Origin of the sequence: Thermoleptolyngbya sp. M55_K2018_002, from assembly GCF_015295965.1 — a bacterium.
Taxonomy (GTDB): Bacteria; Cyanobacteriota; Cyanobacteriia; order Elainellales; family Elainellaceae; genus Thermoleptolyngbya; species Thermoleptolyngbya sichuanensis.
Genome location: NZ_DVEA01000022.1, coordinates 1 through 17,707, shown reverse-complemented (window position 1 = coordinate 17,707; position 17,707 = coordinate 1). Strand labels below are relative to the sequence as shown.

Below are 17,707 nucleotides of genomic sequence, written 5' to 3'. Positions count from 1 at the left end.
GCAGTGGACTGGTGTCCCGCGAGTGCCGCCTGCAAGCTGCGAACCATACTTCTGACTTTTCAATACTAAAAACTTATCGCCTGGGGAAAGGGCTTGCCTGTAGTAGAGGGGGATACAGTTCTCAGCCGTCTGTCCGTCTTAACATCAGCGGATTGACTAGGACGTTGACCGCTCACGCACCTACAGGTTCTTTCTCCAAATTCCTATGCCTGCCACGTTTACCCTGCCTCGGGATTGCACCTTCAGCCCTTCTGATTGGGAAGCGCTCGCCCCATTCTGGTATCCCGTTGCCTTTGCCCACGACGTTACCGATAAGCCCGTGGGGGTGCGCCTGCTCGACGAGCGGCTGGTGCTTTACCGGGCAGGCGATGGCGGCGTAATGGCGGCAAAAGACCTCTGCCTGCATCGCGGCGCTCCCCTCAGCATGGGCTGGGTTGAAGATGGCGAACTGGTTTGCGCCTACCACGGCGTTCGGTATACCCAGGACGGTCAATGCGTCTGCATTCCGGCTGCCCCCGATGCCACAATTCCCAAGCGTCTCCGCCTCACGACCTACCCGGTGCGAGAGCAGTACGGATTGATCTGGGTACGGCTGGTGGACAATGGCCCGGTTCCCTTTCCCGAATTTGATGCGTGGGATGACCCCGACTACATCCAGATCATTCCCGATTCGGTTTATCTAGATGCGGCGGCGGGTCGCCAGATCGAGGGTTTTCTAGATGTCAGTCACTTTGCTTTTGTCCACAAAGACTCCTTTGGGGAGCGGGATAATCCTGAAGTGCCCGACTATCCCGTGACCTTCACTGAGGGCGGATTTACGGCGGACTACGTGAGTTCCGTCAGCAATCTGCCCCACGGCTGCAAACACCTCAGCCCGCCAGGGTTTCAGTGGCGGCGGCTGTTTCAGGCCTGGCTGCCGTTCACGGTCAAGCTCTCAGTCACCTTCCCCAACGGAATGCTGCATATTCTGAATGCGGCCAGCCCCATTTCAGCCCGCAAGACCCGCGTATTTTCGCCCCTCTGTCGCAACTTTGATAAAGACGCGCCTCTGGAAGAAACGCTGGACTTCAACCACCAGGTTTTTGGCGAAGATAAGGAAATTGTCGAGGAACTCTGGCCTGAGGATTTGCCGATTAACCTGGCGGATGAAGTCCACATTGCGGGCGACAAAAGCTCCATTACCTACCGCAAGCTGCTGGCCAAGCTGGGACTGGGGCGATCGTTTACGAGCTAATTGATCCGCAAATGCACTTGCGTAAATCGCGCTAAATCGCGCAAGTCAGATCGCCTGCCCGCTGGCTGAAGCGGAGGTTTTCGCTATAGTCGATGGGGCAATCGATGATGGCAGGTACGTCTTGCGCTAGGGCTTCCTTGAGCGTGGGGATAAAGTCGGTAGTGGCGGAGATACGATAGCCTTTCAGCCCCATACTTTCCGCTAGCTTCACAAAGTCGGGATTGGTGAACTTGATAAACGCCGACTCGCCGAAGTGGTTGTGCTGCTTCCATTCGATCAGCCCATAGCCGCCATCGTTGAAGATAATCGTGACGAACGGCGTACCGATGCGGAGCGCGGTTTCTAGCTCCTGATTGTTCATCATGAAGCCGCCATCCCCCGTCACAGCGACCACCTTGCGGTTTGGGGCGACCAGCTTGGCGGCGATCGCCCCTGGTATGGCAATCCCCATTGCCGCGAAACCGTTGGAGATAATGCAGGTGTTGGGGCGATCGCAGTGATAGTGTCTCGCCATCCACATCTTGTGCGCTCCCACGTCCGAAATGACGATATCTTCTGGCCCCATCACCGTTCGCAAATCGTGGATTAGCTTTTGTGGCTTGACGGGAAAGCTATCGTCCTTGGCGTGTTCCTCATAGTCGGCCAGAATGTCTTTTCGCAGGTGAATGGCGTAGGGTTCGGGCTTGTCTTGGCGATCGCTCCGCCGCAAGATCTCTTCCAGCGAATCGGAGATATCGCCAATCACTTCTGCCAGGGGAATATAGCTGCTGTCGATTTCCGCAGGGGTGGCGTTGATGTGAATAATCGGGATCTCCCCCGTCGGATTCCAGCGCTTGGGCGAATACTCGATCAGGTCGTAGCCGATGGCAATCACCAGGTCGGTATTGTCAAATCCGCAGCTAATGAAGTCACGCTGCTGCAAGCCCACCGTCCACAGGGCCAGGCGATCGGTGTAGGGAATCACGCCCTTGCCCATAAAGGTATTGGCGACGGGAATATTGAGCGATCGCGCAAAGTGGGTCACCGCATCACTGGCATGGGAGCGAATTGCCCCATTCCCCACCAGGATGATGGGATTCTGGGCTTGCGAAATGGCAGCGGCTGCCCGTTCAATGCTGTTAAACGACGCATACACTTTTTCAATCGCTTCTTTTCGCAGTGGCGTTCCCTCCACCGTCATTGCTGCGATATTTTCCGGGAGATCAATGTGTACGGCACCGGGTTTTTCGCTTTGTGCAATCTTGAACGCCTTGCGGACAATTTCTGGGGTAATGCTCGGTCGTACGATTTGCGCGTTCCATTTCGTGACGGGTGAAAACATGGCGACCAGATCGAGATACTGATGCGATTCAATATGCATCCGATCCGTACCCACTTGCCCGGTAATAGCCACCAGCGGCGCACGGTCTAGATTGGCATCCGCTACGCCCGTCATCAGGTTCGTTGCGCCGGGCCCCAGCGTAGACAAACACACGCCCGCTTTGCCCGTCAGCCGCCCATACACATCCGCCATAAACGCCGCGCCTTGCTCATGTCGCGTGGTGATGAAGCGGATTGACGAGTGCTTCAGCGCCTCCAAGACATGCAGGTTTTCCTCACCTGGCAAACCAAAGATGTATTCCACACCTTCGTTTTCCAGACATTTCACAAGCAGTTCGGCGGTGTTGAGAGAGGTCATGCGAGAGGTCATACAAGGTTTCCTGTAGGTTGGTAATTTGGAGGGAATGGGTGCGGATGCGAATCAGAAAAAGGCTATGAGGCGTGTTACTGGGCGGGTGGGTATTTAGCGTGTGGGTATTTAGAGAACTCAAGCGAACTTAGAGAATTAGAGAACTGAAGAGAACTTAGAGAACCAATTCGTCCCCTTACTTAACCCAGACGGTTTTGACGTTGACGAATTCCAGAATGCCTTCGCGGCCCAGTTCGCGGCCATAGCCGGAGCGCTTGATGCCGCCGAAGGGGAGGCGCGGGTCTGATTTCACCATGCCGTTGAGGAAAACGCTGCCTGCTTCCAGTTCTGCGATGAGGCGATCGCCCTCTTCAGGAATTTGCGTCCAGGCGCTCGCGCCCAGCCCAAAGGGGGTGCTGTTGGCCAGACGAATGGCGGCATCCAGGTCGGGCACTCGGAAGACCGTGGCGACGGGGCCAAAGATTTCTTCCTGGGCAATGGGGGCATCGGGCGGCACATCGACGACAATCGTCGGCGGGTAAAAATTGCCCTGGCTCAGTTTGGCATCAGCTTTGGTGGGCACGTCATCCGGGTCGCCGCCGACCAGCACCCTGCCGCCCGCCTCGATGCAGGCTTCTACTTGGTGGTGAACTTCGTGCAAAATGGCAGGCGTGGCCAGCGGCCCAATCTGGGTTTCGGGCAAAAGCGGATTGCCAATTTTCAGGGCTTTGTATTTCTCAACTAAGGCATTGAGGAACGCATCGGCGATCGCCTCTTGCACGATGAAGCGCTTGGCCGCGATGCAGGACTGACCATTGTTAATCATGCGGGCCGTCACGGCAGTAGACACGGCTACGTCCAGATCGGCGCTGGCCATGACGACGAACGGATCGCTGCCGCCCAGCTCCAGCACGGTTTTCTTGAGATACTTTCCCGCAGTAGAGGCGAGGCTGGCTCCGGCGGGTTCGCTGCCTGTCAGCGTGGCGGCCTTGATGCGATCGTCTGCGACGATTTGCGCTACCTTATCCGCGCCAATCAGCAGCGTTTGAAAGGCCCCTTTTGGAAAACCGCCCCGTTCCAGAATGTCCTGAATTGCCAGGGCCGACTGGGGCACGTTGGAGGCATGTTTCAGCAGGCCGACGTTGCCCGCCATCAGGGCTGGCGCAGCAAACCGAAACACCTGCCAGAAGGGAAAATTCCACGGCATCACCGCCAGCACAATCCCCAGCGGCTGATACATGACGTAGCTGCGGCTGGCATCGGTTTCGATGGGCACGGGCGCGAGAAATTTCTCGGCGTTTTCGGCATAAAAGCGGCAGACCCAGGCGGATTTTTCCACTTCGGCAATCGACGGGCCGATGGGCTTGCCCATTTCCAGGGTCATTAATTTGGTAATTTCTGCTTTTTCCTGTTCTAGAATTTCGGCAGCGGCGTAGAGCCATTGGGCCCGCTGGGCTAGGGGGGTGTGGCGATAAGACTCGAACGTGTGTTGGGCAGCGTCGATGGCGCGGGCGATCGCCCCATCGGTCAGTGCGTCAAATGTTTGTAGCGTTTCGCCAGTCGCCGGGTTTACTGTAGCGATTCCCATGACTAAACCTCCTCTCACTGCAAGGAGCGGACGCGCAAGCGCCTTAACCTTCTCAACTCTAACGTGCTGATTTTGCGAGGCCCGACGGAATTGTCTCAACTTGTTGCGATTTGGTGACAGGGCGATCGCCCCCTTCCAGCCGCTTGCTCAGCGCCGAACCCTGCCCAGATCCCTAGCTCAACCGGGCTTCTTCCTTTCTAGTCTTCCAAGAAAAATCGGCGGTAGACGCAGAACGTTGGAAATATTGACAAAGTGTGACGAATTTAACAACTTGAGCCGCGCCAGTCGATCGTTCCGGTCACAGCCTGAAGCCAGCGCAGAAATCCATAGAAAAAATACTTTTCTTGGCAACCTTGTAATAGACTAGGGTCTATAAGAATTCGGAATGATCTTGTCCTATCGACGTATCCCTTCATCTGCGCTCTTGACCGCGCTTTCTTTACGAGGAGGCTCTTGTGATTCACGCGACGCTGCATCAGCTCAAGGTCTTTGAGGCAACGGCCCGGCACGGCAGCTTTACGCGGGCGGCGGAGGAGCTATTTCTGACCCAGCCCACCGTGTCTATGCAGGTAAAGCAGCTAACAAAGGCAATCGGCCTGCCCCTGTTTGAGCAAGTCGGCAAACGACTGTTTTTGACCGATGCAGGACGGGAGCTATTTTCCACCTGTCAGGAGATTTTTGGCAAGTTGGAACAGTTGGAAATGAGCATAGCCGACCTGAAGGGCATGAAGCAGGGCCGGCTGCGGCTGGCGGTCATCACGACGGCAAAATACTTTCTGCCGCGCCTGCTCGGCCCCTTTTGCCAAAAGTATCCTGGTGTCGATATTTCCCTCACGGTCACCAACCACGAGCGCGTGATCGAGCGCCTGGGTAACAACCAGGACGACCTCTACGTGATGAGCCAGTTGCCGGAAAATCTGGACATCGTGGCCCACCCGTTTTTGGATAACCCGCTGGTGGTGATTGGCCCCAAAACCCATCCCCTAGCAAAAGAAAAGAACATTTCTCTAGAGCGGCTGGCAGAAGAAACCTTTATCATGCGGGAGCCGGGATCGGGCACACGCCGCGCCTTTCAGAAGTTGCTGGATGACCACGACCTGTCGGTGCGAGTGCGGCTGGAACTGGGCAGCAACGAGGCCATCAAGCAGGCGATCGCCGGAGGGCTGGGTCTGGCAGTTCTGTCGTCGCACACCATCGCTCACGACGGCTCGATGGGTGAACTGATGGCCTTCGATGTCGAAGGTTTCCCAATTCCCCGTAAGTGGTACGTTGTCCACCTATCGGGCAAGCAGCTTTCGGTCGTCGCCTCCACCTTCCTCGACTACCTACAAGTCGCCGCCGCCCAAATGGAAGAAACAGGCGTAATTCCCACGCTGGTTTAGACTTCCTGCACCTGCCCAACTTCCAAGCATCAGCCTTCTGAGCAGCGGGTCAACCTGCAAACTTGTCCAGCCCCAAGCCCAATCCAGGGTCTAAATCCCAAATCCCAAATCCAAAATCTAAAATCCCCACCCCAAAATCCCACGCAACGCCCACCCCAGATTAAAATCAAGCTTGCTCTTCATCTCCCCTGGTGCGTATGGCGGACATTTTGGATGGCAAGGCGCTGGCTCAAAAACTTCAGACAGACCTGGCGCAGCAAATCGCAAAGATCAAAGCGGCAGGAGGGCGATCGCCCGGTCTAGCCGTCCTCATGGTGGGCGACAACCCCGCCAGCGCTGCCTACGTCCGCAACAAAGAACGCGCCTGCGAGAAACTGGGCATGGTGTCCCTGGGGAAGCATTTTCCCGCCGATACGACGCAAGCAGAACTGTCACAGGTCATCGACGACCTCAACCACGATGATCGCGTAGATGGCATCCTGGTGCAGCTTCCCCTGCCCGATCACCTGGATTCCGTTGCCCTGCTCAACCAAATTCACCCCGACAAAGATGCCGACGGGCTGCACCCCATGAACCTGGGTCGCTTGGTGCGCGGCGAAGTGGGGCTACAAAGCTGCACCCCCGCAGGCGTGATGAAGCTGCTGGAGGAATATCACATCGACCCCAGGGGCAAACATGCCGTCGTCATCGGGCGCAGCATCCTGGTCGGCAAGCCCCTCGGCCTGATGCTGCTAGCCCAAGATGCCACCGTCACGATGGCCCATTCCCACACCCCCGACCTGCCTGCTGTTGCCCGCTCTGCCGATATCCTGGTTGCTGCCGTGGGCCGCCCCAACCTGATCACTGCCGATATGGTGAAGCCCGGAGCCGTTGTGATTGATGTGGGCATCAACCGCATCACCGACGACGGCGGCGGCCGTTTGGTAGGCGACGTAGACTTTGCATCGGTCAAAGACGTGGCCTCCTGGATCACGCCCGTCCCCGGCGGCGTTGGGCCGATGACCGTAACGATGCTGATGGCAAATACGGTGTGGAGTTATTTAAGGAGAGTGGCGGGGTGACGGACGGAAACCCTGACCCCTAATCCTTGGCCCCTAATCTGTACATTCCGACCCTCATCCGGGGTACATTGGATTGCGTCTAGGTTAATGTGCTAGATCCGTTCAGTTGGCCGAGATTGGCCAATTTATCACCCTGACTAAGGGCAGAATTCCAGGAAATTGGCATGGTGGCGACTCAAGTTTTTGATTTATCGGGTTATTTGGCAGAACGACAGGCGATCGTAGAAGCGGCGCTGGATCAATCCCTTCCGGTGGTCTATCCCGAAACGATCTACGAGTCGATGCGCTATTCCCTGATGGCGGGAGGCAAGCGGCTGCGGCCGATTTTGTGCCTGGCGACTTGCGAGATGTTGGGCGGCACGGTAGAAATGGCGCTGCCGACAGCCTGTGCGCTGGAGATGATTCATACCATGTCGCTGATTCACGATGATCTGCCTGCGATGGACAACGACGACTATCGCCGGGGCAAACTCACGAATCATAAGGTTTACGGCGAGGACATCGCGATTCTGGCGGGCGATGGGCTGTTGACCTATGCGTTTGAATATATTGCTGCAAGAACGGCGGGCGTGCCGAGCGATCGCACGCTTCAGGTGATTGTTCACCTCAGTCGGGCGGTCGGCGCGGCGGGTCTGGTGGGCGGACAGGTTGTAGATCTGGAGTCGGAAGGGAAGCCGGACGTAACCCTGGAAACGCTGACCTGGATTCATCGCCACAAGACTGGGGCGCTGCTAGAAGCATCGGTCGTCTGTGGGGCGATCTTGGCAGGCGCTTCGGCAGAAGATCAGCAGCGACTATCTAGATATTCGCAAGATATTGGGCTGGCGTTCCAGATTGTGGATGACGTGCTGGATTTGACCGCTACGCCAGAGGAATTGGGGAAATCTGTTGGCAAAGACGTACAGGCTCAAAAGGCAACTTATCCCAGTTTTTGGGGCATTGAAGAATCGAAGCGGCAGGCGGCGCAACTGATCGCCAGCGCCAAGGCAGAACTGTCTCCCTATGGCACTCGTGCCCAGCCGCTTTTGGCGATCGCCGACTATATCACTGCCCGAACGCACTAGGGGGAGCAACCTCATGCAGGATTTTGGTCAGGTCTTTCAAAACGTCGTGCTGTGGGTTGCAGTGGCGGCCTGCCTCATTGCCCAAGTGCTGAAGCTAATCGTGGAACTGGCCCGTAACGGCAAGGTCAGCTTTCGCACGGTTGTCAACACGGGCGGAATGCCTAGCGCCCACTCTGCATTCGTCACGGCGCTCGCCTGTGGCGTGGGGCAATCTTCCGGCTGGGAGAGTCCTGAGTTTGCGGTGGCGGTGGTGTTTGCCATTATCGTTATGTACGACGCGGCAGGGGTGCGGCAGGCGGCAGGCAAGCAGGCCCGCGTGCTGAACAAAATCGTGGGCGAGTTTTTTGAAGATGCCGAATTTCACGAAGAGCGGCTCAAGGAACTGCTGGGACACACGCCCGTTCAGGTAATTGCGGGCTGTGCCCTGGGCGTTGTGGTTTCCTGGCTGGCGGCAAAAGCCTATTGAATCCTGCTGATTCTTGATTTTGGATTTGCGATTTTGGATTCTGGATTGGCGATTTTGGATTGCCTGTCAAGTATTGGCAGGGCTTCCAGCCATTGCATTTACAGCACCACTAATTTGTAGCGCCACTAATTTGTAGCGCCACTAAAGCGCCACTAACTCATAGCGCTACTAACTTGTAGCGCCCCTAATCGTAACTCCACTAACTGATAACGCCACTGAAGAGAGTTGAGGCTATCCGCCGACTGGCCGGAGTCCTGCAATTTGGCGACCATCGACAATCAGGGTGATAAAGCCGCGATCGCTCAAGTCTCGTAACAATCCAGCGGCGATCGCCCAATCGTTGGTGCTAGTTACCAGCAGATGCGGGCGCTGGTCGTAGGTGACAACCGTAACGCGGCGACCCGTGACCTGCTGCACCTGATCCAGCAAATCCGGGCGATTGTAATGGTTCACCAGCACAGCGTAGCTGATGGGGCCTGGCTGCGGCGTGGGGTTGGGCGCGGTGGCCACGGTGGTAAAGGCACGATAGCCAAACGCTCGATTCAGGTATTCCGCCCAGTCGCGGGCTAGAGCAGGCGTAGCAAAGCCGCCAATGCGGGTGACGTTTAGCCCCAAATAATCGCAAACCGTCAGGCTGGCGTTGCGCGGCACGACAGACCGCAGTTGCTCCAGCGTGTTGGGGGTCTGATTTAGCACCATCACCAGCGTTTCGCTAGACTGGGGCGGCAGGCAGGCGGGCAGTCCTTGGGCGATTCGCGAAGCAATCCCTATGGGAATCGCCCCCGACGGCACCGGACGAGCCTGCGCCCAAGCCCCCGCACTGGCATTGCCCAGAATTGCTAAACTGCATAGCGCCACACTTCCCCAGCCCCAGCCCCAATCCCGCATAACCCGCTCAATCCTTACGCTGCAACGCTAATCTACTACAGCAGCATAGCCCGCTCCAACCGGATTTTTTGAAACTAAGTCGGCTTCATTTCTGTACAGATAAGTCTTTTTCTCCCGTTTGCCCATGCTTCCCCTCACGCTCATCATCGGCAACAAAAACTACTCCTCTTGGTCTTTGCAGCCGTGGCTGGCGATGCACCAAATGGCCGTGCCCTTTACCGAAATTCGGCTACCGCTAGATACGCCAGAGTTTCACGCGCAGATCGAGCGCTACTCCCCATCGCGGCGGGTTCCTGCGCTGCGGCAGGGTGATTGGGGCATTTGGGAATCGCTGGCGATTTGTGAGTATGTTGCAGAACTGTTTCCCGATCGCATCACATCCCTGTAGCGTGAATGCCGCAGCACCTACGGCAGCGAGGGTGAGCTTCTGTTTGGTGGCTTTAGCATTGCCGATGCAATGTATGCCCCGGTGGTATCGCGCTTTGTCACCTATGGAGTGGCGCTTGATCCGGTATGCCAAGCCTATGCCGATGCCGTGTGGGCGCTGCCGAGTATGCAGGCATGGATTACAGACGCTCAACAAGAAACAGAAGTCCTGACTCACCCATAAGCAGTACGCGACAGAGATGACTCCTTCGCTAGGATGAGGCAGTGTAGAACCCCAGACAGGGCGTTTCATCTCCAGGACGGACTAAAATCATAAGCAAATCTGATATTCTTCAGGGATTCTTCGATTGACGACTTATAATTTTGACTGTTACTGTAAAGAAAAAGTTAAAGAAAACATAGACTCCTTCATACTTATGGTTGCCCAACGGGTCACCCAATCTGGGCGCTTGACCTCCATTCAAGGACTCTTCGCAATGCGATCGCTCTGTGGACTCACTCTCTTCTGCGACTTTGACGGCCCCATCATCGACGTTTCCGACCGCTATTACGAAACGTATCTCCAGGGTCTGTCAGACGTGCAAACCTTGTATCAAACTCGCGGCATTACGGTGCCTGTGCATCGCCTCAGCAAGGCACAGTTCTGGGACATGAAGCAAAACCGCGTGCCCGATGTAGAAATTGCCCTGCGATCGGGGCTGCGGGGCGACCAGATCGAGGTGTTCCTCAAGCGCGTGGTGGAAATTGTGAACCGTCCCGACCTGCTGCAAAAAGACACCCTCCAGCCGGGGGCGCGGTGGGCACTGTCGCTGCTGCGGGCACAGGGGGCGCGGCTGGTGCTGGTGACGCTGCGCTGCCGCGACCAGGCAACGCAAGTGTTGGAAAGCCACGGCCTGCTCGACCTGTTCAATGGCATTTGGGGAATGCAGGATACGGGCGCGGCCTACGCAAACCAGGCAGAACACAAGACGGGGCTATTGGCAGAGGCGATCGCCACGATGGGCAGCGGCTCCACGGCTTGGATGGTGGGCGACACCGAAGCAGACGTGATCGCCGGCCAGGCTGCGGGCATTGCCACAATTGCCCTCACCTGTGGCATTCGCAGTCAGTCCTACCTGAAAAAGTTTGAACCCACCCGTCTGCACAGCGACCTGCTTTCTGCGGTTCACTACCTGGTCTATCAGAGCGAAAACTGCTCGATGTCGGTCGCCTAGAGCATTCGACCAGTCCCTCGCGGGCAGTCCTTCACGGGCCTTCACGGGTAGTTCCTCACGGGCGATCCCTCCGCAGGGAACTTCAGGCACAGCATTGGCGCAGAATTTCGCTAGGATCGACTTGGCTGCGTATCTTTACCTAACGAACCATGTCTCTCGACAATCTGCGCGATCTCTACCAGCAGGTCATCCTAGAGCGCTACAAAAAGCCACGCCATAAGGGCAAAACCGACCCTATCGACCGCTACCAAAAGGGGCACAATCCGTCTTGCGGCGATACGATCGAACTCACACTCCACCTGGAGGACGATCCGCAGGGTGATCCTTCGGTGAAGCGCATTTCAGACGTGAAATTTGAAGGGGAAGGCTGCGCGATTTCCATGGCCTCGGCCGATCTGATGGCCGAAGCGCTGCGCGGCAAGACCACGGACGAAGCGCTGGAGATGGTGCAAAAGTTTCAAGCCATGATGCGCGGCGAGGCCGAGTTTCCCGCCGATCTCCGCAAGCTCAACGTCATGCAGGGCGTTGCCCAGTTTCCCGTGCGGATCAAGTGCGCGAACCTTTCTTGGCATACGCTAAAAGCTGCACTGGAAACTGCTCAGGGCGAACAGCCCGAATTTGTCAGCAACGAGGCCGAGAGCTAAGGGGAACTGAGGAAGGCGCGGCTAATCTTCTAGGGGGCGATCGCCCATCCGCCTCACCCCCTCAACGCCTGAGGTCCGCGGATTTGCTGTGTTACAGCAGGTATGTCCTCATTTGCCCCGCCATCATCGAGCAAATCTGAATTATCGTCAAAACTTCCTGAAGAAGAAACCGTCCACAGTGTTGACTATCGACTCAGACTGCTAGAGGGTGCATGATACTTGGGAAACCAATTTCCTCAATTCAAAACTGACAAGCAGAAAGCTTTTGGATCAAGCTTGAAAAACCCACTCTAAACGAAGTTTTTGGGAAGTGTCCTGTTGGAAATTCTCCTGAAGTAATTGGGCGCGAGTCTGAACCCCAAATTTGCGAATCTGAACCCCAAATTTCATTTGAGTTCCAGCCGACTTGCGTGTTAAAGGCGGACAAGGTTGCATTTCGACCTAGCGTTGGCGCAAACTTTTCTATGTCTAAAAACACTCTTTTTTGGACACTAAACCCAAACTCGCCTTTGCTATTCTGAACCCACAGTCGATCGATATCGCTCAAAACCTCACACGGGACTTGATTTACATCATCCGGAACCAACGAAATAAGAGACGGCTTCCCAACATTTTGTAAAATCAGATTCACTGTTTCTTGATCGGCCGCAGTCCAGTTGCCTGATCTGAGAAAACTCTCTAAAGCTTGATAATTGGAATGAGAGGGCGTGTGATTGCTAGATGGATCTCGCAAGACTGCTAGGCTTAAAAAGCCCAGCCCTATCAACCCTAGACAACCTATAGTTTTTTTGCGATTTACAGTAGAGATGCTTGTAAAAGCACGTCCAACGGATTGAATTTTTGGTGTTAGAAATCCTCTGAAACCAAAATATTTATCATGAAGCCGATCTGTCACGGCTTGGGATGCTTGCTTCCTGAATTCAGAAAGCTGTGCAGATCGACTGTCTCTCAATTCATTAAATCCCCCTACGATTTGGCTCAGAGGAAGTTGCGGTAATGCGAGATTGCTGATTCTCAGACGCTTTTGTTGAATCTGATTAAGAAGATCTAATACGCTTTCGTTTTGGCCTTGTGAGGCTTCATTAGCTCGAATACAGAGTTGTTCGGCAAAATCTAGATTTCGTTTTGAGAAGGCCTCTTGAGCCTCTTCCTGAAGTTTTTTGACATCTTCTGAGCGAGCATATTTTGGGAATAAGATGAGATGGGACTTTTCCAGTGGAGCAATCTTTGTGAAAGGATTTTGTACTGGAAACTTCTTGTACCATTCACAAACAAAGGGCACACGTCTACGCAAGTGATTATTTAACCCCTCGACTGTAGCACATCTCAATTTTTCTAAATTCTCTTTTCTTGGGTTCAATGCCTCATCAATACAATATGTAAATACACCGTGCTGAAGCTCATCAACTTCCCACGAGACTTCCATTGGACTACAAGAAGAAATTGTGATGACCCCTTGCCTCGCTTCCCGACTAATTTGGCTTACGCCCCTGTGTCCTTGGTTGCGACAGGCATCTAGAAGAAGAATTACATTATCAGCACCGGATCGGACTAATCGTTCTTGAATATAATCGACCGAAATTCCAGTTGCAGCGACGTTGCTGGGATGAGTGTCAACTAGCATTAAGTAATCTCGATTAGCATATTGCATTCCGTGACCTGCAAAAAAGAACCATAGATTATCTCCAGTAGAGAGAAATGGCTCTTTGAACACTTCCAATAAGAATCCATGCAAGTGACCGTAGGATGGATAAGTGGGCAAGAGTTTGTATCCTACGCGCTGAGGCGGAGAATCTTCAGTGAACAGACAGATTTCATCAAATTCTAATTCTTTGAATAGATTGCACATTAACTCAGCATCTTGCTTCGCATACTTTAACGGACTCAGGAACGTGCTGTATTGGTTAATGCCAACGACAATTGCCCAGTTTCTAGCCATATCTTAAGTTCTAAGCTGCATGGTAGATGTCTATGGTCAGTATTTTTTCAAGCTTTAGCAATCGCCATTCATCTGTATATTCCTACTTGCCAGGATAAAGGAGATTTGGAGAAGATTGGCTGCATTGTACGAATTGAATAGCAGGCTTTCGCCATAGCCACCCACATTCTTGCAGGGCGCGTCTCGCCCAATTGCCCACTTGTGGTGCATATCGATGCCGTGCTACGCCTTTTAGCCTGCATCCTGCCCCAAATCCAAAATCGCCAATCTAAACTCTAAAATCGCTATCATCCTTCCCACAGCCGAAGCTGCGTAATGGCGATATTGCCCGCAAAGCACACGTCCACATCTGCGCCTGTATCGCGCTGGCGCTGGTTGTAGTTGCCTGCGTAAATGAACGTGTTGCCCTCTACGCGATAATCCGTCGGCAAGGGCTGCGTACAGAGCGGGCAAAATACCAGCGTGGGGTCGGGTGCGCCCGGTTCCAGGTGGGGCAGGTTCACGTTCCAAAACGTTCCGGGCAGCGTGCGAGCATTTAGCAAGCGATCCAGCACTAGCCGCACCAGGCGCGTAGACATCTCCCAGTCGATCTCCAGCCCGCGACGCTTGTATTGCGAAAAGGCGATGCCCGGAACGCGATGCAGCGCCGCCTCGCGCACGGCTGCCACCGTCCCCGATACGTAGATATCTGCGCCCAGGTTGCCACCCGCATTCACCCCCGATAGCACCAGCGATCCCTCTGGACAGAGATGCCGCAGGGCAAGACGGGTGCAATCTGCCGGCGTGCCGCCGACGGCAAAGGCGTGGGGCGATCGCCTCTCCACCGAAATTGGGCGATCGCTCGTCACCTGATGGCTACAGCCTGAATAGGACTGCTGCGGTGCGACAATCACGCACTTCTGATCTAGCGCCCGCTGCAACGCCAACAGTCCCGGTGCGTCAATCCCGTCGTCATTGGTCAACACCACCGTCATGCTTGTCTGCCCAGCCTCCAAGCCCTATCGGCCGCCAAGCCGCAGCACTTCGTCGGCCACGCCCGACTCCTGAATGCAAATGGCATAAAGCTGGAGTTCATTCAGCGGCAGGCGCGATTTTGCCTGTTCGACCGACATGCCCGGAGCCGTGCAAAACTCCCGCACCACCTGGCTATATTGCTCCGGGGTGCCCAGCAGCGTGTCGAGCGTTGTGGGGTCTTGCAGGCTGGGCAATAGCCGCGTCAGGACGGCATCGGTGAGGATGTCGGTAGATGCGGTCGCTGTGGCAGGCAGCAGTTCGCTCTGGGTAATTGCAGTTTGCACGGCCTGACGCAGCACGATTCCACCCTGGGGGCTGTTCACAAACATCCGCAGCATCTCCGGAGACACGCCCGAATTGGACTGCAAAACCGCCCGAAACCCAACCAGGCTGCTGGCCGTCAGCACGTCCGACACGGTGGCGACATAGGCAGCATAGGGGACGCTGGTTGTTGACCCATCGCCACAGCGCACCGCGCCGCTGCTGGTCGGCCCGGCGGCCACATCGACCTTGCCCTGCTCCAGACAGGCTCCAATGGTGGACTGGATTTCCGGCGAAAACATTTGCCCCAGGCGTTGCAGGGCGTTGCTGCGCTGGGGCGAGGGCGGATCGGCTGCAAATCCGGGTTGGGGAGCCAGACTGGGCAGCGCGAGGGCGCTCAAAACTGTCAGTGCGGGGAAAATCTTGGGAAGAGTCCAGGGCATGGTTCAGGAAGGTTGAGGAATGTCTAGGAATATTGAGGTCTGTGCGGGAACTGTTCCATATCCAACTTCCCAAACGTAGCACATAGGCTAGAGCTAGGCGGCCGGGCGATCGCCCAACGCCTCGCCCCGGACATCGCCACACAGCACCCGCCGCATTTGCTGCATATTGCGCGGCAGATCGAGGCGCACGGCCTCCTGAATCAGCGGGGCCGGAATGGGGAGCGAGGGCGCGGCCTCAACGCTATAGGAAAGCAGCGTGCCAAAGCCCAGCGGCTCGATCACCAACTCCGCCAGAAAGCGCTTAAAACTGCCCCGTTCCTTCTGAAAGCGAATCTGACGGCGATCGCCCTGCATCCGCTCGATCACGTTCAAATACACCTCCACCTGCACCGACAGCATCAGAAACGTCTTGCTGGCCGCCTGAAACAGCGTTTTCCTGCGCGACTCAGCGCATTCGTGCAAGACCTGGCTCTGGGAGATGTCCGGAAAGTACTCTACCCAGCGGGGATATTGGGTCAACTGGCTCCAGGCGCAGTCGGGCGACAGGGGCAGGTGCATCTGTGCCGTCACGCCCGTGCCCCACAGGTCAATGGGATGCGGCGTAATCAAAATCTCGCCTCGCAGCAGGCGATCGCGCTCGGTCTTGGGGAGATGCCGGAAGTTGGTTGCCGCTAGCCCAGCCATCGAGTCTGAAAAGGGAAGAGTATTCAAAAGTCTGAGCCTCCTATTGAGTCTCCTTGAGCCTGCTATGCTGCGCCTCCTAGCCAAACTCGAAACCCATCATGGCTCGAAATCTGTTGTAGAAAGCGTTTGTAGAAAGCGTTTTTCCAGCAGGCAACACACATCATTCACACATCATCAATAGTGTGCAATGGGGATCATCAGGATTCCAGGGGGTAAACCCTGAAGATTGCAAGAAGATTTGGGCAGGTTTTCGCCCGTTGCGGTTGCAGAGACTATTAGGCGGAACGTGGGAGGGGCGATCGCGCTTTTCATGCCAGTCTCATTCCGGCGTGTCTCATTCCGGCTTGAAGTACCGCACCAAAATCCGAATCACCTCACCCTCCACAGGCGACGGCAGCGGCGGACTCCACTCGCCCGCTTGGGCAAAGCGCAGGACATGTAGCTCATGCACAATCCGATTTACGCCCGCCGGAGCGTCGCAGATCAGCAGGCGAATGGGGACCCGATCCGCAGGCGCGTCGGGAATAGGCGCACGAATGAGATTGGGAACGGTGTTTTTGTTTTTCATCATCATGGTTTCTCACTAAGATTGTTTCTGCGTGTCAATTGAAATGACTAGTGAAATGACAAACTGAAGGAAAAGGCAGTCCTTTTCCCCAGAGCGATGCTGGAACTCTTGAGTTAAGCAATGTGACTAATCATATTGTTTAGAAAGAGGCTAGTCAAGATGCTTAAACAACTTGTTTAGCTTTCGTCCATGCCCAAAAAGTCAGGCCCCCCATCCCCTACAGAGATTTCACCCCTAAAACAACTCCGGGAAGAGTTGGGAATGAGTCAAGAAGATTTTGCTCGCGCTTTGGGCATCTCTGGACAAACCGTTAGCCGCTGGGAACTCAGGAAAAATGTTCCCACCTTTACGGTGCAGCAGATGAAGGCACTAGAGCGGTTGCTCCAGACCATTGGTAAAACGATTCTGGATTTGCCAGATCAGCTTTAGAGTCGCTGGGACGGCACACCTCATCCGCTTGGCGATCGCCCTTCAGGTTGTAGATCCGTAGGGGCGATCGCGTTTCAGGTTTGTCTGAGTGTAGAGCAAGTCTTTTAGAAAGTAAACCGCTAACGCTATTAAAATAGATTCTAAAGCTAAGAAAGCAGTGCTGGACGAAACCGAGTGATAGCATCACCGCAGACAGCGTGTGTTTGGGCAAAGCGGTAGAGGGCGTGATTCATTGGCGGTTAGCAGTCATCATGGCTGAACGGAATATCAGCAACAATGAATTGGCTGAGATGCTGGGGATGCATCCAACATCTATTTCTCGCATGAAAACTCGACGCCAGTTCACCCGCATTGACGAACCAACCCTGAACGCTCTCTGCAAAGCGCTCCAGTGTCAGCCTGGTGATCTCATGGTTTACGAACCCGACGATTCCAGACCAAACAAGTCATAGCAATGTTCGATTTGTCTCCCTTTCTCCTACGAAAGGAGAGTCTGGGGGATGAGGGCAATTTGCAAAAATGACATGCTCCTTACTCTCGATAGAGGGCACCTCGAAAAATTCAGATCCTCTTGAGAATGGCTAGGAGAAAACAAGGGTTTCAGGCTCCTAAAATTCTCAATAAGGCAATTAATCGAGGTGCCCTCAGGAACGTTTCGTTGAACTACTTGAAAGATAGTGTCTAGGTCAATTCGGTGAGTGTATCCCACTTTTGTAACCCTCACCCTAAATCCCTCTCCCGCTTTGGGAGAGGGACTTCCAATCCGGCTCCC

General features: G+C 55.0%; 19 protein-coding genes. 11 read left to right on the top strand and 8 right to left on the bottom strand.

Features of this window, described 5'->3' with window-relative positions; all coding sequences use genetic code 11:
• Positions 1-205 precede the first annotated feature (205 nt).
• Entirely contained in the window at positions 206-1,234 is a 1,029-nt protein-coding gene (locus IGS51_RS00995; protein WP_297074961.1) for an aromatic ring-hydroxylating dioxygenase subunit alpha, read from the top strand.
• A 31-nt stretch (positions 1,235-1,265) separates the two neighbouring features.
• On the opposite strand, the gene IGS51_RS00990 is transcribed toward IGS51_RS00995, so the two are convergent.
• Together IGS51_RS00990 and IGS51_RS00985 are read right to left on the bottom strand one after the other, a co-directional pair.
• A complete protein-coding gene (locus tag IGS51_RS00990; protein WP_367279222.1) occupies positions 1,266-2,912 on the bottom strand; it encodes an acetolactate synthase large subunit in 1,647 nt (548 codons plus the stop codon).
• A gap of 187 nt (positions 2,913-3,099) precedes the next feature.
• On the bottom strand, positions 3,100-4,491 hold the full coding sequence (locus IGS51_RS00985; RefSeq protein ID WP_297074957.1) for an NAD-dependent succinate-semialdehyde dehydrogenase: 1,392 nt from the start codon (positions 4,489-4,491) through the stop codon (positions 3,100-3,102).
• Positions 4,492-4,946: 455 nt separating this feature from the next.
• On the opposite strand from IGS51_RS00985, the gene IGS51_RS00980 reads away from it, so the two are divergent.
• The 4 genes from IGS51_RS00980 (at position 4,947) to IGS51_RS00965 (ending at position 8,464) form a co-directional block, all read left to right on the top strand.
• Positions 4,947-5,873 (top strand): LysR family transcriptional regulator, encoded by a 927-nt coding sequence (locus IGS51_RS00980; RefSeq protein ID WP_172353386.1) that lies wholly within the window; start codon positions 4,947-4,949, stop codon positions 5,871-5,873.
• A 197-nt stretch (positions 5,874-6,070) separates the two neighbouring features.
• Positions 6,071-6,934: a bifunctional methylenetetrahydrofolate dehydrogenase/methenyltetrahydrofolate cyclohydrolase FolD gene (gene folD, locus IGS51_RS00975; RefSeq protein ID WP_297074955.1), complete on the top strand. Its 864-nt coding sequence runs from the start codon at positions 6,071-6,073 to the stop codon at positions 6,932-6,934.
• Positions 6,935-7,098: 164 nt separating this feature from the next.
• Complete coding sequence (gene crtE, locus IGS51_RS00970; protein ID WP_068509193.1) at positions 7,099-7,998, top strand: geranylgeranyl diphosphate synthase CrtE; 900 nt, start codon at positions 7,099-7,101, stop codon at positions 7,996-7,998.
• Positions 7,999-8,011: 13 nt separating this feature from the next.
• Positions 8,012-8,464 carry a divergent PAP2 family protein gene (locus tag IGS51_RS00965; protein ID WP_172353389.1) on the top strand — a complete coding sequence of 151 codons (453 nt, stop codon included), beginning with the start codon at positions 8,012-8,014 and terminating at the stop codon, positions 8,462-8,464.
• Positions 8,465-8,695: 231 nt separating this feature from the next.
• Here the strand turns inward: IGS51_RS00965 and IGS51_RS00960 are convergent, their stop codons facing one another.
• On the bottom strand, positions 8,696-9,352 hold the full coding sequence (locus tag IGS51_RS00960) for a hypothetical protein (RefSeq protein WP_297074951.1): 657 nt from the start codon (positions 9,350-9,352) through the stop codon (positions 8,696-8,698).
• 124 nt (positions 9,353-9,476) lie between these two features.
• Between IGS51_RS00960 and IGS51_RS00955 the strand changes: the two genes are divergently transcribed.
• The 4 genes from IGS51_RS00955 (at position 9,477) to sufU (ending at position 11,597) form a co-directional block, all read left to right on the top strand.
• The gene (locus tag IGS51_RS00955; protein ID WP_297074949.1) at positions 9,477-9,740 is read left to right on the top strand and encodes a glutathione S-transferase N-terminal domain-containing protein; all 264 of its coding nucleotides are present in this window, start codon (positions 9,477-9,479) and stop codon (positions 9,738-9,740) included.
• 69 nt (positions 9,741-9,809) lie between these two features.
• Positions 9,810-9,962 (top strand): hypothetical protein, encoded by a 153-nt coding sequence (locus tag IGS51_RS00950; RefSeq protein WP_297074947.1) that lies wholly within the window; start codon positions 9,810-9,812, stop codon positions 9,960-9,962.
• Between the two features lie 193 nt (positions 9,963-10,155).
• The gene (locus IGS51_RS00945; protein ID WP_297074946.1) at positions 10,156-10,953 is read left to right on the top strand and encodes an HAD family hydrolase; all 798 of its coding nucleotides are present in this window, start codon (positions 10,156-10,158) and stop codon (positions 10,951-10,953) included.
• A 149-nt stretch (positions 10,954-11,102) separates the two neighbouring features.
• Positions 11,103-11,597: a Fe-S cluster assembly sulfur transfer protein SufU gene (sufU, locus tag IGS51_RS00940; protein ID WP_297074945.1), complete on the top strand. Its 495-nt coding sequence runs from the start codon at positions 11,103-11,105 to the stop codon at positions 11,595-11,597.
• Between the two features lie 241 nt (positions 11,598-11,838).
• Here the strand turns inward: sufU and IGS51_RS00935 are convergent, their stop codons facing one another.
• The 5 genes from IGS51_RS00935 to IGS51_RS00915 all read right to left on the bottom strand — a co-directional run bounded on the left by IGS51_RS00935 (position 11,839) and on the right by IGS51_RS00915 (position 16,512).
• Positions 11,839-13,536 (bottom strand): GUN4 domain-containing protein, encoded by a 1,698-nt coding sequence (locus tag IGS51_RS00935; protein ID WP_297074943.1) that lies wholly within the window; start codon positions 13,534-13,536, stop codon positions 11,839-11,841.
• Positions 13,537-13,823: 287 nt separating this feature from the next.
• The gene (surE, locus tag IGS51_RS00930) at positions 13,824-14,510 is read right to left on the bottom strand and encodes a 5'/3'-nucleotidase SurE (protein WP_297074942.1); all 687 of its coding nucleotides are present in this window, start codon (positions 14,508-14,510) and stop codon (positions 13,824-13,826) included.
• A gap of 24 nt (positions 14,511-14,534) precedes the next feature.
• Positions 14,535-15,254, bottom strand: coding sequence for a hypothetical protein (locus tag IGS51_RS00925; RefSeq protein ID WP_297074941.1), 720 nt, complete (start codon positions 15,252-15,254; stop codon positions 14,535-14,537).
• Between the two features lie 93 nt (positions 15,255-15,347).
• On the bottom strand, positions 15,348-15,965 hold the full coding sequence (locus IGS51_RS00920; protein ID WP_297074939.1) for an SRPBCC family protein: 618 nt from the start codon (positions 15,963-15,965) through the stop codon (positions 15,348-15,350).
• A 307-nt stretch (positions 15,966-16,272) separates the two neighbouring features.
• Positions 16,273-16,512, bottom strand: a complete 240-nt coding sequence (locus IGS51_RS00915) for a hypothetical protein (protein ID WP_297074937.1) — start codon at positions 16,510-16,512, stop codon at positions 16,273-16,275.
• Positions 16,513-16,695: 183 nt separating this feature from the next.
• Here IGS51_RS00915 and IGS51_RS00910 point away from each other — a divergent pair, with 183 nt between their 5' ends.
• Together IGS51_RS00910 and IGS51_RS00905 are read left to right on the top strand one after the other, a co-directional pair.
• Positions 16,696-16,935 (top strand): helix-turn-helix transcriptional regulator, encoded by a 240-nt coding sequence (locus tag IGS51_RS00910; protein WP_297074936.1) that lies wholly within the window; start codon positions 16,696-16,698, stop codon positions 16,933-16,935.
• Positions 16,936-17,132: 197 nt separating this feature from the next.
• Positions 17,133-17,387 carry a helix-turn-helix domain-containing protein gene (locus IGS51_RS00905; RefSeq protein ID WP_367279221.1) on the top strand — a complete coding sequence of 85 codons (255 nt, stop codon included), beginning with the start codon at positions 17,133-17,135 and terminating at the stop codon, positions 17,385-17,387.
• Positions 17,388-17,707: the final 320 nt, after the last annotated feature.

Coding starts and splice junctions, on each gene's coding strand:
- IGS51_RS00995 (WP_297074961.1), top strand. CDS start 206: ATGCCTGCCACGTTTACCCTGCCTCGGGATTGCACCTTCAGCCCTTCT.
- IGS51_RS00990 (WP_367279222.1), bottom strand. CDS start 2,912: ATGACCTCTCTCAACACCGCCGAACTGCTTGTGAAATGTCTGGAAAAC.
- IGS51_RS00985 (WP_297074957.1), bottom strand. CDS start 4,491: ATGGGAATCGCTACAGTAAACCCGGCGACTGGCGAAACGCTACAAACA.
- folD (WP_297074955.1), top strand. CDS start 6,071: ATGGCGGACATTTTGGATGGCAAGGCGCTGGCTCAAAAACTTCAGACA.
- crtE (WP_068509193.1), top strand. CDS start 7,099: ATGGTGGCGACTCAAGTTTTTGATTTATCGGGTTATTTGGCAGAACGA.
- IGS51_RS00965 (WP_172353389.1), top strand. CDS start 8,012: ATGCAGGATTTTGGTCAGGTCTTTCAAAACGTCGTGCTGTGGGTTGCA.
- IGS51_RS00960 (WP_297074951.1), bottom strand. CDS start 9,352: ATGCGGGATTGGGGCTGGGGCTGGGGAAGTGTGGCGCTATGCAGTTTA.
- IGS51_RS00955 (WP_297074949.1), top strand. CDS start 9,477: ATGCTTCCCCTCACGCTCATCATCGGCAACAAAAACTACTCCTCTTGG.
- IGS51_RS00950 (WP_297074947.1), top strand. CDS start 9,810: ATGTATGCCCCGGTGGTATCGCGCTTTGTCACCTATGGAGTGGCGCTT.
- IGS51_RS00945 (WP_297074946.1), top strand. CDS start 10,156: ATGGTTGCCCAACGGGTCACCCAATCTGGGCGCTTGACCTCCATTCAA.
- sufU (WP_297074945.1), top strand. CDS start 11,103: ATGTCTCTCGACAATCTGCGCGATCTCTACCAGCAGGTCATCCTAGAG.
- IGS51_RS00935 (WP_297074943.1), bottom strand. CDS start 13,536: ATGGCTAGAAACTGGGCAATTGTCGTTGGCATTAACCAATACAGCACG.
- surE (WP_297074942.1), bottom strand. CDS start 14,510: ATGACGGTGGTGTTGACCAATGACGACGGGATTGACGCACCGGGACTG.
- IGS51_RS00925 (WP_297074941.1), bottom strand. CDS start 15,254: ATGCCCTGGACTCTTCCCAAGATTTTCCCCGCACTGACAGTTTTGAGC.
- IGS51_RS00915 (WP_297074937.1), bottom strand. CDS start 16,512: ATGATGATGAAAAACAAAAACACCGTTCCCAATCTCATTCGTGCGCCT.
- IGS51_RS00910 (WP_297074936.1), top strand. CDS start 16,696: ATGCCCAAAAAGTCAGGCCCCCCATCCCCTACAGAGATTTCACCCCTA.